At 70.3% G+C, this 13,413-nt stretch carries 15 protein-coding genes; 14 read left to right on the top strand and 1 reads right to left on the bottom strand.

From position 1 onward, the window contains the following. The first annotated feature begins 169 nt into the window (after positions 1-169). From AB0O34_RS26760 to AB0O34_RS26770, 3 genes are all read left to right on the top strand, one after another. Positions 170-1,702 carry a sigma-70 family RNA polymerase sigma factor gene (locus AB0O34_RS26760; protein ID WP_363919853.1) on the top strand — a complete coding sequence of 511 codons (1,533 nt, stop codon included), beginning with the start codon at positions 170-172 and terminating at the stop codon, positions 1,700-1,702. Continuing rightward, positions 1,686-2,336 carry a hypothetical protein gene (locus AB0O34_RS26765; RefSeq protein WP_363919855.1) on the top strand — a complete coding sequence of 217 codons (651 nt, stop codon included), beginning with the start codon at positions 1,686-1,688 and terminating at the stop codon, positions 2,334-2,336. Before AB0O34_RS26760 ends, AB0O34_RS26765 begins: the two co-directional genes overlap by 17 nt. Before the next feature lie 122 nt (positions 2,337-2,458). Beyond that, complete coding sequence (locus tag AB0O34_RS26770; RefSeq protein ID WP_363919857.1) at positions 2,459-2,602, top strand: hypothetical protein; 144 nt, start codon at positions 2,459-2,461, stop codon at positions 2,600-2,602. Between the two features lie 199 nt (positions 2,603-2,801). Here the strand turns inward: AB0O34_RS26770 and AB0O34_RS26775 are convergent, their stop codons facing one another. Beyond that, positions 2,802-3,326 carry an inorganic diphosphatase gene (locus tag AB0O34_RS26775; RefSeq protein WP_363919859.1) on the bottom strand — a complete coding sequence of 175 codons (525 nt, stop codon included), beginning with the start codon at positions 3,324-3,326 and terminating at the stop codon, positions 2,802-2,804. A 100-nt stretch (positions 3,327-3,426) separates the two neighbouring features. On the opposite strand from AB0O34_RS26775, the gene dacB reads away from it, so the two are divergent. The 11 genes from dacB (at position 3,427) to AB0O34_RS26830 (ending at position 13,379) form a co-directional block, all read left to right on the top strand. Continuing rightward, complete coding sequence (gene dacB / locus AB0O34_RS26780) at positions 3,427-4,830, top strand: D-alanyl-D-alanine carboxypeptidase/D-alanyl-D-alanine-endopeptidase (protein WP_363919861.1); 1,404 nt, start codon at positions 3,427-3,429, stop codon at positions 4,828-4,830. A gap of 28 nt (positions 4,831-4,858) precedes the next feature. Next, a complete protein-coding gene (locus AB0O34_RS26785) occupies positions 4,859-5,950 on the top strand; it encodes a zinc-dependent metalloprotease (RefSeq protein ID WP_363919862.1) in 1,092 nt (363 codons plus the stop codon). Positions 5,951-6,038: 88 nt separating this feature from the next. Then, positions 6,039-7,016: a tRNA lysidine(34) synthetase TilS gene (gene tilS, locus AB0O34_RS26790; RefSeq protein WP_363919864.1), complete on the top strand. Its 978-nt coding sequence runs from the start codon at positions 6,039-6,041 to the stop codon at positions 7,014-7,016. Between the two features lie 14 nt (positions 7,017-7,030). Next, positions 7,031-7,588 (top strand): hypoxanthine phosphoribosyltransferase, encoded by a 558-nt coding sequence (gene hpt / locus AB0O34_RS26795; protein ID WP_363919866.1) that lies wholly within the window; start codon positions 7,031-7,033, stop codon positions 7,586-7,588. 278 nt (positions 7,589-7,866) lie between these two features. Beyond that, positions 7,867-9,885 (top strand): ATP-dependent zinc metalloprotease FtsH, encoded by a 2,019-nt coding sequence (gene ftsH / locus AB0O34_RS26800; RefSeq protein WP_363919868.1) that lies wholly within the window; start codon positions 7,867-7,869, stop codon positions 9,883-9,885. 3 nt (positions 9,886-9,888) lie between these two features. Beyond that, the gene (gene folE / locus AB0O34_RS26805) at positions 9,889-10,476 is read left to right on the top strand and encodes a GTP cyclohydrolase I FolE (protein WP_363919871.1); all 588 of its coding nucleotides are present in this window, start codon (positions 9,889-9,891) and stop codon (positions 10,474-10,476) included. A 98-nt stretch (positions 10,477-10,574) separates the two neighbouring features. Further along, positions 10,575-11,435 carry a dihydropteroate synthase gene (gene folP / locus AB0O34_RS26810; RefSeq protein WP_363919873.1) on the top strand — a complete coding sequence of 287 codons (861 nt, stop codon included), beginning with the start codon at positions 10,575-10,577 and terminating at the stop codon, positions 11,433-11,435. Next, positions 11,432-11,872, top strand: a complete 441-nt coding sequence (locus AB0O34_RS26815; RefSeq protein WP_363919875.1) for a nuclear transport factor 2 family protein — start codon at positions 11,432-11,434, stop codon at positions 11,870-11,872. Before folP ends, AB0O34_RS26815 begins: the two co-directional genes overlap by 4 nt. Positions 11,873-11,944: 72 nt before the next feature. Beyond that, positions 11,945-12,307: a dihydroneopterin aldolase gene (gene folB, locus AB0O34_RS26820; protein ID WP_363919877.1), complete on the top strand. Its 363-nt coding sequence runs from the start codon at positions 11,945-11,947 to the stop codon at positions 12,305-12,307. Next, positions 12,307-12,813 carry a 2-amino-4-hydroxy-6-hydroxymethyldihydropteridine diphosphokinase gene (folK, locus tag AB0O34_RS26825; protein WP_363919879.1) on the top strand — a complete coding sequence of 169 codons (507 nt, stop codon included), beginning with the start codon at positions 12,307-12,309 and terminating at the stop codon, positions 12,811-12,813. The genes folB and folK overlap by 1 nt, the downstream gene beginning before the upstream one ends. A 110-nt stretch (positions 12,814-12,923) precedes the next feature. Continuing rightward, positions 12,924-13,379: a DUF3180 domain-containing protein gene (locus AB0O34_RS26830; protein ID WP_363919881.1), complete on the top strand. Its 456-nt coding sequence runs from the start codon at positions 12,924-12,926 to the stop codon at positions 13,377-13,379. Positions 13,380-13,413 lie beyond the last annotated feature (34 nt).

The raw sequence follows: 13,413 nt of genomic DNA on the forward strand, positions 1-13,413 counted from the left end.
CCCGCGACCTGCGCTTCCTCTTTTAATGGTGATATGTCGAATTTAATCGCCATATCGGTGTGGTATCCGCAAATAATCTTGCTGGCTTTCATTACGGTATTAATACAACGCTGGTCATTGTCCGGGAAACGGTGGAGCGAGCGGTTACCAAGCCTTTACTGTCGGTTACATGAATGACAGCGTCCTGGTCGAGGCACTCCGCGCCCGCGATCCTGGTGCCCTCGCTGCCCTCTACGACACCTACGCCGAGAGCATCTACAGATACGCCCGTGCCGTGCTCGAAAGCTCTGACAGCGCGCAGGTCGCGCTCCGCGACACGTTGATCGCGGCAGAGGCGCACGTCCACGCGCTGGCCGACCCCGATCGGCTGCGTGTCTGGCTCTACGCGCTGGCCAGGGGGGAGTGCTTCCGCAGGCGTTCGGTGATCCCGCCGGGTGACGGCGAGGAGACCGTGCCGGGCGCCCCGGCGGCGGCGGCTCCGGACGGCGACCTCCGGCTGGTGGCGGCGAACGCCGTGGGGGCCCTGTCCGTAGACGAGCGCGAGATCCTCGACCTGCTCACCCGCCACGCCATCCCCGAGCACGAGCTCGCCACCGTGCTCGGCATCACGGCCGCACAGGCCGACCAGCTCCACCAGGCCGCCTGCCTGCGCCTGCAGGACCTCGTCACCAGCGAGATCCTCGCGCGCAACTCCGCGCACGACTGCGCGGGAAGGGCGGGCATCCTCGAAGGCTTCTCCGGCGTCCTCGACGAGGAGACCCGCGAGCGACTCCTCCGGCACATCGAGGACTGCGCCGTCTGCGCGCCCCATCGCGAGCGCCAGGTGTCCGCGGCCAAGGTCTTCGGCCTGCTTCCCCAGGCGGAGCTGCCCGAGACCCTGCGCGTGCGCGTGATGAGCTGCTTCATCGACCCCGAGCTCGTTCCCTACCGGCGGTTCGTCGCACGGCGCACGGGGCTGCTCGACGCCGACGGGTTTCCCGCTCGCGAGACCAAAGGGGCTCGGCGGTGGCCTCAGGCTCTTGCGGGCGCTGTGGCGGCGATCGCGATCATCGCCGCCGCCGTAGTCCTCGTCGGCGCGCTGCGCCAGGCCGACGACCCGCTCGCCCGCGGCGCGTACGAAGCCTTCCCCACCCAGGCCCCGTCGCCCACCGGCTCCGGTGCCCCAAGGCCCGCCAAGACCCTGGCGCCCATCGCCGACGGCGTGCCGGCCCTTCCCCCGCTCTCTCCGGGGGCCGCGGTGCCCATCGCCATCCTGCGGCACGGAGGCAACGCCGTCCCGCCCGCGCTCCTTCCGATGCCGCCCGCCGCCGTGCGCACACCGCCCCCGAAGCCGGTGCCCTCGTCCTCGCCGAAGTCCCCGACGGCGAAACCGACCGCGACCGTCCCGCCTGTCGCCACACCCACGGTTCCCCCACCTCCGTCACCTCCCATGTCGCCTCCGCCGACGCCTCCCCAGCCGCCGAGGGAGCGGCCGACCCCGACGCCCAGCCACCAGCACGACCCCGTCCCCACACCCTGCTCCTCCAGGACCCGGCCCCATCCGACTCCTTCCGCCTCCTCGCCGCCGGCGACCGGCGCCCCGTCCGCGGCTCCCGCCCCGTCCGCGCCCCCCGCGCCGTCCTCGGCTCACCGTCACGCAGGGGACAAGGCCGTGGAGGAGGCGCCCAGCGAGGCCGCGGCGGCCGGTGTTCAGCGTCCGTGACGACGCGCACCTGGGCCGCAGGGTGTTCCCGCACCCGATCGCGCCCGAGCTGGCCGGCCTCGTTCCTCGCATCCACCGCGCCGACTGGCCGGCCTGGCTCGATCCGGGGCCGCGCATGGTGCGTGACGTGCTGGAGCTGTGCCGGCTGCAGACCGCCCGGGGCCTGGCGGTGCTGTCCTGGCTGTCGCAGGGCCAGGTCCCCGGCGACATCGCCTGGCTGTGGCCGGGCCGCCGCCTCACCGGGCCCCGGCAGCACCTCATGTACGAGGCCGCCGCCGCGATCCCCGATGTCGCGCTCGCCCTGGTGGTCTCCAACTGGACATGGGTGCTCGACACCCGTTTCGCGGGCCAGGTCACTGCCCCCTATCTGGCCGGCACCGCCTACCCCGACGACGGGTACACCGCAGCCCAGGCGACCGTGACGCTGATGCGCGTCTGGGAGCGGCACACCGAGGCGCGGCCCGCGCTGGGCGCCGCCTGGGCGGCGAGCCGCACGACCGCCGACTGGTGCAAGGCGGCCGAGCTGCGCGCCGCGTACGGCCGCGAGGCGCCCGTCTTCACCTATCCCCGGGGTCCCGTTCCCCCGCCCGCCGGCATCCGCCCGTGGATCACGCGCCTGTTCCGCCTCGCCTGATTACAGAAGCGACAATGGGTGTGTGCGGCGTGTGACCGTGGGGAAGCTGTGAGTCGTGTGGCGCGTGATGTCAATGGGTGCCACGCGAGGCTGCTGAGCTTGGCGAGTCGAGAGGGGTGCGCATGCCACAGGATGTGCGTCGCCGTACGACCGGCGGAGAGCAGATGGTCCACGCCCCCGAGAGCGGCGACGTGGCGCACATCGTCTCCATCTGGCGCCCGCGCACGGCCGGCGTGTCCCGGCCCGAGAACCGGATCGCCACGTGAGCACGGGCGCGTGGTGCTTCGCCTGTGTCCTGTCGGCGGGTCAGAGCGGGTGGCCGCTCGCCTGGGCCGTGCACGCGGGGACTGCCACGCGGCGCCTTGGCCGGCTGAAGGCCTCGACCGGCGACCGGCTGGGAACCTGCCGCGAGCAGGCGCTGACGGCGGTCGCCGTCGACGGCGAGCGGACCCGCGTAAGCCAGGGTCAGTGCTGGCCCTTGACCGGCCCCTCGGCCTCTTCGGGCACTACGTGATCGAGATGGCGCTTGATCGAGCGGTGGATCTCGATCTCGGCCTCCACCCGGCCGACCCAGTTGGCGCCCTCGACGGACTTGCCGGGCTCCAGGTCCTTGTAGACCTCGAAGAAGTGCTGGATCTCCAGCCGGTCGAACTCGGGCACGTGGTGGATGTCGCGGATGTGCTCCATGCGGGGGTCGGTGGCGGGAACGCAGAGGACCTTGTCGTCTCCGCCCTTCTCGTCGGTCATCCGGAACATGCCCACCGCGCGGCAGCTGATCAGGCAGCCGGGGAAGGTCGGTTCCTGGAGGAGCACGAGCGCGTCGAGCGGGTCGCCGTCCTCGCCGAGGGTGTCCTCGATGAAGCCGTAGTCGGCGGGGTACTGCGTGGAGGTGAAAAGAAGGCGGTCCAGCCGGATCCGGCCCGTCTTGTGATCAACCTCGTACTTGTTGCGTTGTCCCTTAGGGATCTCAACGACAACGTCGAACTCCACTGCGGTTCCTCCGCTCAAGCCCCCCGGGTACTCCCGGACGGGCGTTAATGTCTCGTAGGCGTATATCCAGGATGACGCATGCGGGAAAGAGGTCGGTGAGGTGGTGCGGCGCGAGCGCTTGGTCGCGATGACGACCCTCGCCCTGCTTCAGCTGTTCGTCTGCGCTGTGGGCGCGTTCGTCCTCGCCGGCGGAGAGCTGGGCGGCCTGACCGCCAAGCCCCCGGGCAAGGCCGCCCTGCCGGCCAGGGCTCCCGTCGCCATCGTGACGGCGGGACCGGTGCTGGCGGCGCCTCCCGGCGGATCTCCCCCTGCAAAGAGTACTTTGGCCGCGCGGCTCGCCCACGCGCTCGGCGACTCCGCGCTGGGCGACAACGTCGGCGCGGTCGTCGTGGACGTCACCGGCGGCGCCGTCCTGTTCGGCAGCAAGGCCGACACCGGCGTCACGCCCGCCTCCACCACCAAGGTCGCGACGGCCGTCGCCGCGCTGACCTCCCTGGGTCCCGACACCCGGGTCGCCACGCGCGTCGTCCAGTCGAACGCCGGTTCGATCACGCTGGTCGGCGGGGGCGATCCACTGCTTGCCGGGCCAAAAGCAGGTAAATCTTCGGATTATCCCCGGACCGCCTCGCTCGTGGCGCTCGCCGCCCGTACGGCCAAGGCGCTCAAGGCCGCGGGCGTCGCATCGGTCAGCCTCAGCTATGACGACTCGCTCTTCTCGGGCCCGCGTACCGCTCCGGGCTGGAAGCCGGGTTACGTGCCGGAAGGCAGCGTCGCGCCCGTGACCGCTCTGATGATCGACGAGGGCCGCCAGGACCCCCGGGGCTCCGCCCGGTACACCGACCCGCCGAGGTCGGCGGCCGAGGCCTTCGGCTCCCTGCTCGCCAGGTACGGCGTCAAGGTGGGCAAGTCGATCAAGCGGGCCAAGTCGGCGGCGACCGCCACCGAGATCGCCAGGGTGGAGTCTCCGCCGGTGTACGAGCTCGTCGAGCACATGCTGACCTTGAGCGACAACGACGTCGCCGAGGGGCTGGCCCACCTCGTCGCGCTCAAGGAGGGCAAGCCCGGCACCTTCACCGGCGTCACACAGGCCGTCCAGGGGACGCTGAAGAGGCTCGGCGTCGGCGACGGCGTAGCCGTCTACGACGGGAGCGGGCTTTCCACCCGCAACCGCATCACCCCCACCGCGCTCGCCCGCCTGATCGCCATGTCGGCGTCGCCCGCCAACCCGCGCCTGCGCGCGCTCATCAGCGGGTTGCCGATCGCCGGGTTCACCGGCACGCTCGGCCACCGCTACGGCAAGCACGACACCAAGGCGGCGGCGGGAGTGGTCAGGGCCAAAACGGGCACGTTGAACGGGGTGAACACCCTCACGGGTCTTTCCAGGACGGCCGACGGCCGGTTGGTGGCCTTCGCCTTCATGGCCGACAACGTGCCTGATCCCGATGGGGCCGTGGCGGCGCTCGACCGGCTGGCCGCGCTCGTCTCGGGGTGCGGTTGCTCATAAGCGCGCCGCACGACGTACGGTGGTGAACATGCAGGTGATCGACTGGGATCTGGCCGTTACTACCGGTGTCCGCCTTGTCCGCCCTGGGCCGCAGGTGAGCCGGGAGGAGGCCAGGCATGCGGTCACCGAGCTGAGGCGGCTGTCACGCGAAGCCGAAGGGCACGTGCAGGAGTTCGCCCGCATCGACGGGGCGGCGGCGCCCGAGGAGGCCACCGTCGTCGACCGTCCCGGGTGGATCCGCGCCAACGTCGAGGGTTTCCGCGTCGTCCTCGAACCACTGACCGAGCGCATGAGCAGCGGCCGCACGCAGGTGCCCGCCATCGTGGGCGCGGTCGGCTCCCGCGTGACCGGCGTCGAGGTGGGCGCGGTGCTGGCCTTCCTCGCCTCGCGCGTGCTCGGGCAGTATGAGCTGTTCCTGCCGCCGGACCCCAGCGGGCGGGCGCCCACGGGGCGGCTCACCCTGGTCGCGCCCAACATCGTCCACACCGAGCGCGAGCTGGGCGTGAACCCCCGTGACTTCCGGCTCTGGGTCTGCCTCCACGAGGAGACCCACCGGGTGCAGTTCACCGGCGTGTCCTGGCTGCGGGAGTACATCCGCGGGCAGATGACCGAGTTCCTGCTCGCCTCCGACCTCGATCTCGGCACCCTGCTCGAACGCATGCGAGCCGCCTCCGACGCCGTCGCCGACGCGATCAGGGGCGGTGAGGGAAACCTCATCGACGCGATCCAGACGCCGGAGCAGAAGGAGATCCTCGATCGGCTCACGGCCGTGATGACGCTGGTCGAGGGCCACGGCGACTACGTCATGGACGCCGTCGGGCCCTCGGTCGTGCCGTCGGTGGCCGACATCCGCTCGAAGTTCCAGCACCGCAGGGAGGGCGGCTCCCGGTTCGACCGCACCCTCAGGCGCCTGCTCGGCGTCGACCTGAAGATGAAGCAGTACGCCGAGGGGTCGGCGTTCGTGCGCAAGGTCGTCGACGAGGTGGGGATCGGCGGGTTCAACCGCGTCTGGGGCTCGCCCACGACGCTGCCGAGCCACGCCGAGATCCAGAACCCCGAGCAGTGGATCTCCCGCGTCGTCCGCGCGCCCGAGCTGCCGTCCGCCAACGGGCAGGCCTGACCGCCCGTCCGGGCTCGCCGGGGGCGCCTTGGCGTGTCCGCTGGCGAGGCTGGTCGGCGGGATGCCCCCGCCGCACCAGACTAGGAGCATGGGACCGCACCCCGCCGTGGCGGAGATCCGCCGTGCCGTACGCCTTTCGCTCGCCGGCGTGCCGCAGGGCGCCCTCATCCTGGTCGCGTGCAGCGGCGGGAGCGACTCGCTCGCGCTCGCGGCCTGCCTGGGGTTCACCGCGCCCCGGCTGGGGCTGCGCGGCGGGCTCCTGACCGTCGACCACGGGCTGCAGGAGGGGTCGTACGAGCGCGCCCAGGAGGTGGCGCGCCTGGCCGCCGGTTTCGGCCTGGAGCCCGCCGAGGCCCTCAGCGTCACGGTGGGCAGGGCCGGCGGTCCTGAGGCGGCGGCGCGGGATGCCAGATACGAGGCGCTTTCGCTCGCCGCGAAACGGCTCGGCGCGTCGGCGGTACTGCTGGGGCACACGCGCGACGACCAGGCCGAGACCGTGCTGCTCCGGCTCTCCCGGGGAAGCGGCACCCGCTCGCTCGCCGGGATGCCGGCGACCTCGGGCCTTTACCGGCGTCCCCTGCTCGGCGTCCCCCGCAGGACGCCCAGGGCCGCGTGCGAGGCGCTCGGCCTGGTGCCATGGGACGATCCGCACAACGTCGACCGCGCGTACGCCCGCGTGCGCGTGAGGCACGACGTCCTTCCGGTGCTCGAACAGGCGCTGGGGCCGGGTGTGACGGAGGCGCTCGCTCGTACGGCCGGCCTGTGCAGGGACGACGCCGACGCGCTCGACGAATGGGCCGACGAGGTCTACGCCCAGCTCAGGGGAGTCGGTGTCGAGTTGACGGTCGCCGGGCTGAAGGAACTGCCGGGCGCGGTGCGGCGGCGGGTGATCCAGCGGGCGGCCCTCGCGGCGGGCGCGACGGCGTCCGCGCTGGCGGCCGTGCACATCGAGCAGGTCGACCGGCTGATCACCGAGTGGCGGGGGCAGCGGGTGGTGGAGTTACCCGGAGGGGTCGGAGTAGTCCGGCGGTATGGCACCCTGATATTCGCCAGCACCCTCTCATGAAGGAAAAACCCCAGGTGGACGCAGCCGACATGGGCATGGACCTGGAAAAGGTCCTCATCCCCGAGGAAGAGCTTCAGGCGAAGATCAAGGAGCTCGCCGGGCAGATCGACGCGGATTACGCGGACAAGAACCTATTGATCGTCGGAGTCCTCAAGGGTGCCGTCATGATCATGGCCGACCTGGCGCGGGCGCTGCACATCGAGGTGCAGATGGACTGGATGGCCGTTTCGTCGTACGGAGCGGGCACCAAGTCGTCCGGTGTCGTCAGGACGCTCAAGGACCTCGACACCGACATCGCCGGGCGGCACGTCCTGGTGGTGGAGGACATCATCGACTCCGGGCTGACGCTGTCGTGGCTGATCCACAACCTGCAGTCGCGCAACCCCGCCTCCGTGGAGATCTGCACCCTGCTCCGCAAGCCGGAGGCCGTGAAGGTGCCGATCGACGTGAAGTACGTCGGGTTCGACATCCCCAACGAGTTCGTGATCGGGTACGGGCTCGACTATGCCGAGCGATTCCGCAATCTGCCGTTCATCGGCACTCTGGCCCGCCATGTGTACGGGGCGGAGTAAGCCCTGAGCGAAGTTCCTGATCGTCAACTGGTGCGATACATCGTTATTCGGTCTCGCCGTGGGGAACACGGGGCCGCCTGACGTACGTTGGTAGGACAAAGCCGGTGTCGCCGGGGCAGTGACCCTGCGCGGCGCCCCGGTGTACCTTCGGATGTCTCGGAGGTGCGATCACCTCCGGGTGATCAGTGGGAGCGGTTTGGGATGCCGCTAACCCCGGGCTCGCCCGGGGCGTCAGGCCGTGTTCAGGAAGGGACGGGCCCGCAGGGGTTCCGCATCGGATGGATCTCAAGCGATTTACACGTGGGCCACTGCTGTGGATCCTGGGCATCGTCGTGCTGCTCCTCCTCGCCTCCACGTTCTGGAGCGGCAACAGCAACTATGCCCAGAAGGACACCTCGTTCGTCATCAGCCAGATCCAAAAGGGCGCTGTCGACAACGCGGTGATCGTTGACAAGGACCAGCGCATAGAGATCAAGACCACCCAGAAGATCGGTGGCGAGGATCGGTTCTATTCGTACTGGGTCCAGGGGCAGGGCGTCGAGCTTCAGAAGCAGCTTCAGGCTCAGGCCGACGCGGGCAAGCTGACCGGCGGATACAAGGTCACCGTGCCGACCGAGAACTTCCTCGTCGGCCTGCTGGTGAGCTTCCTTCCGATCGTCATCATCGTCCTCATCTTCCTGTTCATCATGAACCAGATGCAGGGCGGCGGCTCCCGGGTCATGAACTTCGGGAAGTCCAAGGCGAAGCTCATCACCAAGGACACCCCCAAGACCACCTTCGCCGACGTCGCGGGCGCTGACGAGGCCATCGAGGAGCTCCAGGAGATCAAGGAGTTCCTGCAGGCCCCGGCCAAGTTCCAGGCGATCGGCGCGAAGATCCCCAAGGGCGTGCTGCTGTACGGCCCGCCCGGCACCGGCAAGACCCTGCTGGCCCGCGCGGTCGCGGGTGAGGCAGGCGTGCCGTTCTACTCGATCTCCGGTTCCGACTTCGTCGAGATGTTCGTCGGTGTCGGCGCCTCCCGGGTGCGCGACCTGTTCGAGCAGGCCAAGGCGAACGCTCCGGCGATCATCTTCATCGACGAGATCGACGCCGTCGGCCGGCACCGAGGCGCGGGCCTCGGCGGTGGTCACGACGAGCGCGAGCAGACGCTGAACCAACTCCTGGTCGAGATGGACGGCTTCGACGTCAAGGGCGGCGTGATCCTGATCGCGGCGACCAACCGGCCCGACATTCTCGACCCGGCGCTGCTGCGCCCCGGCCGGTTCGACCGCCAGGTCGTCATCGACCGGCCCGACCTGGAGGGCCGCAAGGGCATCCTCCGCGTCCACGGGCGGGGCAAGCCGTTCGCTCAGGATGTCGACCTCGACGTCATCGCCCGCCGCACGCCCGGCTTCACGGGCGCCGACCTGGCGAACGTCATCAACGAGGCGGCGCTGCTGACCGCCCGGCAGGACCAGAAGCTCATCACGATGAACACCCTTGAGGAGTCCATCGACCGCGTCATGGCGGGCCCCGAGCGCAAGAGCCGGGTCATGTCCGACCAGGAGAAGAAGATCATCGCCTACCACGAGGGTGGGCACGCTCTGGTCGCGCACGCCCTGCCCAACTCCGACCCGGTGCACAAGATCACGATTTTGTCCCGCGGCCGGGCCCTGGGCTACACCATGACGCTCCCCATGGAGGACAAGTTCCTCGCCACCCGGTCCGAGATGCTCGACCAGCTGGCGATGCTGCTCGGCGGGCGCACCGCCGAGGAGCTGGTCTTCCACGAGCCCACCACGGGCGCGGCCAACGACATCGAGAAGGCCACCTCCATCGCCCGCCGCATGGTCACCGAGTACGGCATGAGCGAGCACCTCGGCGCCCGCAAGTTCGGCACCGGCAACAGCGAGGTCTTCCTCGGCCGTGACATGGGTCACGAGCGCGACTACTCCGAGAAGATCGCCTCGACGATCGACGAGGAGGTCCGCCGCCTGATCGAGGCCGGCCACGACCAGGCCTGGGAGATCCTCGTCCAGTACCGCGACGTGCTCGACAACCTCGTGCTGGAGCTCATGGAGAAGGAGACCCTCTCCCGCCAGCAGGTGGTTGAGATCTTCGCTCCGGTGGTCGTCAGGGAGAAGCGCCCGTCGTACTCCGGGTACGGCAAGCGGCTTCCCTCCGACCGGCCGCCGATCCTCACGCCGAAGGAGGTGGCGGGCAACGGCAACGGCGCCGCGCTTCCGGTCGGCAACCAGGCGGCTCCCGGCGGGTCGCTGCTCAACGACCACCACCCGGCGCCTCAGGACGAGGCCTGACGGGTGAGTGTGAAGCCGCTCAAGGTCGACTCGGACCGGATCGAGAAGGCCGTTCGCGAGATCCTGCTCGCGATCGGTGAAGATCCGGACCGAGACGGCCTGGTCGACACCCCCGCCCGGGTCGCTCGCGCGTACGCCGAGCAGTTCGCCGGGCTGGGGCAGTCCCCCGAGGACGTCCTGACCACCGTGTTCGACGCCGACCACGACGAGATGGTGCTGGTGAAGGACATCGAGGTGTTCTCCACCTGCGAGCACCACCTCGTCCCCTTCCACGGCGTCGCCCACGTCGGCTACGTGCCGAACACCAAGGGGCAGATCACCGGCCTGTCCAAGCTGGCCAGGCTGGTCGACGTCTACGCGAGGCGCCCGCAGGTCCAGGAGCGCATGACGTCACAGATCGCCGACGCGCTGATGGAAGTGCTCGCGCCTCGTGGGGTCATCGTGGTGATCGAGGCCGAGCATCTCTGCATGACCATGCGGGGTGTGCGGAAGCCGGGCGCCAAGACCATCACGTCCGCGGTCCGCGGCGACTTCCGTGACAGCGACCGCACCCGCGCCGAGGCGATGGCGCTGATCCTCGGCCGCCGCTGAGCCAGGGCGCGATCTCCCGGGTGCGTCGAGCCGATTCGTTATCCACAAGCCGGACCCATGGCACAGATCGCCACCAGGAAGCACCTAGGCTTGACGCCATGACCACCACGTGGAGGGTGCCGGGCGTGCCCGACAAGAGGCGCTGCCTGGTCATGGGCGTGGTCAACGTCACCCCCGACTCCTTCTCCGACGGCGGCGAGTGGTTCGACCCCGAGGTCGCCGTCCGTCACGGCCTCGATCTGCTGGAGCAGGGCGCCGACATCGTCGACGTGGGCGGCGAGTCCACCCGTCCCGGCGCGGCCAGGGTCTCCCTGGCCGAGGAGCTCCGGCGGGTCATCCCGGTCATCAGCGCCCTGTCCCAGGAGGGCGTGACGGTCAGTGTCGACACCATGCGCGCCGAGGTGGCGGAGGCCGCCGTGAGCGCCGGCGCCAGCCTGGTCAACGACGTCAGCGGTGGCCTCGCCGACCCCGCGATGCCGCGCGTGGTCGCGGCGTCCGGCGTGGCCTATGTCGTGATGCACTGGCGCGGCCACAGCCACGACATGGACGGCCGCGCGATCTACTCCGACGTGGTGACGGAGGTCACCGAGGAGCTGCGCAAGCGGGTCGACACCGTGCTGGCCGAGGGCGTGGCCGAGGACCAGATCATCGTGGATCCCGGCCTCGGCTTCGCCAAGCGGGCCGAGCACAACTGGCCCCTGCTCGCCGGCATCGGCAGGCTGAGCGAGCTGGGTCACCCCATCATCATCGGCGCCTCGCGCAAGCGCTTCCTCGGCCGCCTGCTGGCCGACCCCGATGGCACCCCGAGGCCCTTCAGCCGATCCGACGACGCCACGCTCGCTGTCACCGCACTGGCCGCCCACGCGGGGGCCTGGTGCGTGCGGGTGCACCACGTGCCTTCCAACGCCGACGCCGTGCGTGTCGCGGCGGCCTGGCGAGGGGGGGAGGGGGTTCTATGAGCAGCACGACGGCAGCGGAGATCGAGAAGCTCAACGAGGCCTTCTACACCGCGATCGAGAGCGGCGACCTCGACCGCATGACCGAGATCTGGGCCGACGACGGCGATGGCCGGGTGGCGATGTGCGTCCACCCGGGCTGGCCGATGCTGAGCGGCAGGCCCGAGATCCTGCGCTCATGGGCGCTGATCATGGCCAACACGCCTTATATCCAGTTCGTGCTGACCGACGTCCGCACCACCGTGATCGGCGATGTCGCGGTGCTCACCTGCGCGGAGAACATCCTCACCGCCGCCGACACCGAGGACGCCACCTTCGCCGCGGGCCGCGTGGTCGCCACCAACACCTTCGTGCGGACGCCGGCGGGCTGGCGGCTCTGGTTCCACCACGGCTCCCCCGTCCTGCAGGGCGAGGACGACGAAGACGAGGCGGACGAATGACCACCCTCACCAGACGGGTCACCGGGGGCCCGCACGTCCGAGGCGTCCGAGGGCTGAGGGGCGGGCCGCGGCATGAGCGGTGACAGTGTGAGCCTGGTGGGGTTGCGGGCGCGGGGGCGGCACGGCTGCCTGCCCGCCGAGCGCGAGCTGGGCCAGGAGTTCGTCGTCGACGTCGCGCTCTTCTTCGACACCGCCCCGGCCGCCGCGGGAGACGACCTGGCCAAGACCGTCGACTACGGCGAGCTCGCCGTCCGGCTGGCCGCCATCGTCGAGGGTGAGCCGGTCAACCTCATCGAAACCCTGGCACAGCGCCTGGCAGGCGCGTGCCTCGCCAACGAGCTGGTCGAGGAGGTGGAGGTGAAGGTGCACAAGCCCGCCGCGCCGATCCCTTTGCCCTTCGACGACGTGGTCGTGACAGTCAGGAGGAGGCGCTGATGAAGGTCGTTCTGGCGCTCGGCAGCAACGTCGGCCGCCGCTTCGACACGCTTCAAGGTGCCATCGACGCGCTTTTCGACGCCCCCGGGCTCGACTTCGTGGCGGTGTCCCCGGTGTACGAGACCGATCCGGTGGGCGGCCCTCCCGGTCAGCGGCCCTACTTCAACGCGGTGGTGATCGGGCAGACCATGACGCTGGGCCCCCGGGCGATCCTGGAGCGTGCGCTGAGCGTGGAGACCGCCTTCGGCCGGGTCCGCTTGGAGCCGTGGGGCCCCCGCACCCTCGACGTCGATCTGATCATGGTCGGTGATCTGCTGTCCGACGACCCCGAGCTCACGCTCCCGCATCCTCTCGCCCACGAGCGGGCGTTCGTGCTGGTGCCGTGGTCGCAGGCCGATCCGGGAGCGGTGCTCCCCGGCCGCGGGTCGGTGGCCGGCCTGCTCGCCGACCTCGACCAGCGCGGCGTACGACTGCGGGCCGATCTGGCCCTGCAGCCGCCCGGCTGACGCGCGTCCCCGGCCCCCGGTCAGCCGGCCGGGAGCCACCGCGGCCCTGGCTCGCGAGACGGCCGGCCGGGAGACACGGGTAGCCGGTTGGGTGACAAGAGGAGGATCGCGTGAAACCGAGCCGTCCCGGCGTGCTCGTCTTGCTGGTGGTCGCTTTCGCGGTCCTGACATGGGCCGTGCTGCAGAAGATCTATTCAGATCTGCCGACCGTGCCGTGGACCGCCATACCGACCGTGCTGATCCTCGCGATGGGCGAGGCTTACAGCGGGTGGATGACCCGGGCCCGCATCGAGCGCAGGCCCGACACCAAGCCGGTGGAGCCGCTGGCCGTGGCCAGGTTGGCCGCTCTGGCGAAGGCGTCCGCCTATGTGGGGGCGGCCTTCGCCGGGGTCTTCGCGGGCTTCGTGTTCCACGTCCTCCCGCTGCTCGACCAGGACACTCCCCGGCGTGACTTCTTCCTCGCCGGCGGTTCGCTGATCGCCTGTGTGGTGCTCGTCTGCGCGGCCCTGTTCCTGGAGCATTGCTGCAGGGTGCCCAAGCGCCCTGACGATGACTCCACGGCCTGAGGACACCAGCGGGGCCCGGCCGCCCCGGCCGGGC

Source organism: Sphaerisporangium sp. NPDC088356 (assembly GCF_040685555.1).
GTDB lineage: Bacteria > Actinomycetota > Actinomycetes > Streptosporangiales > Streptosporangiaceae > Sphaerisporangium.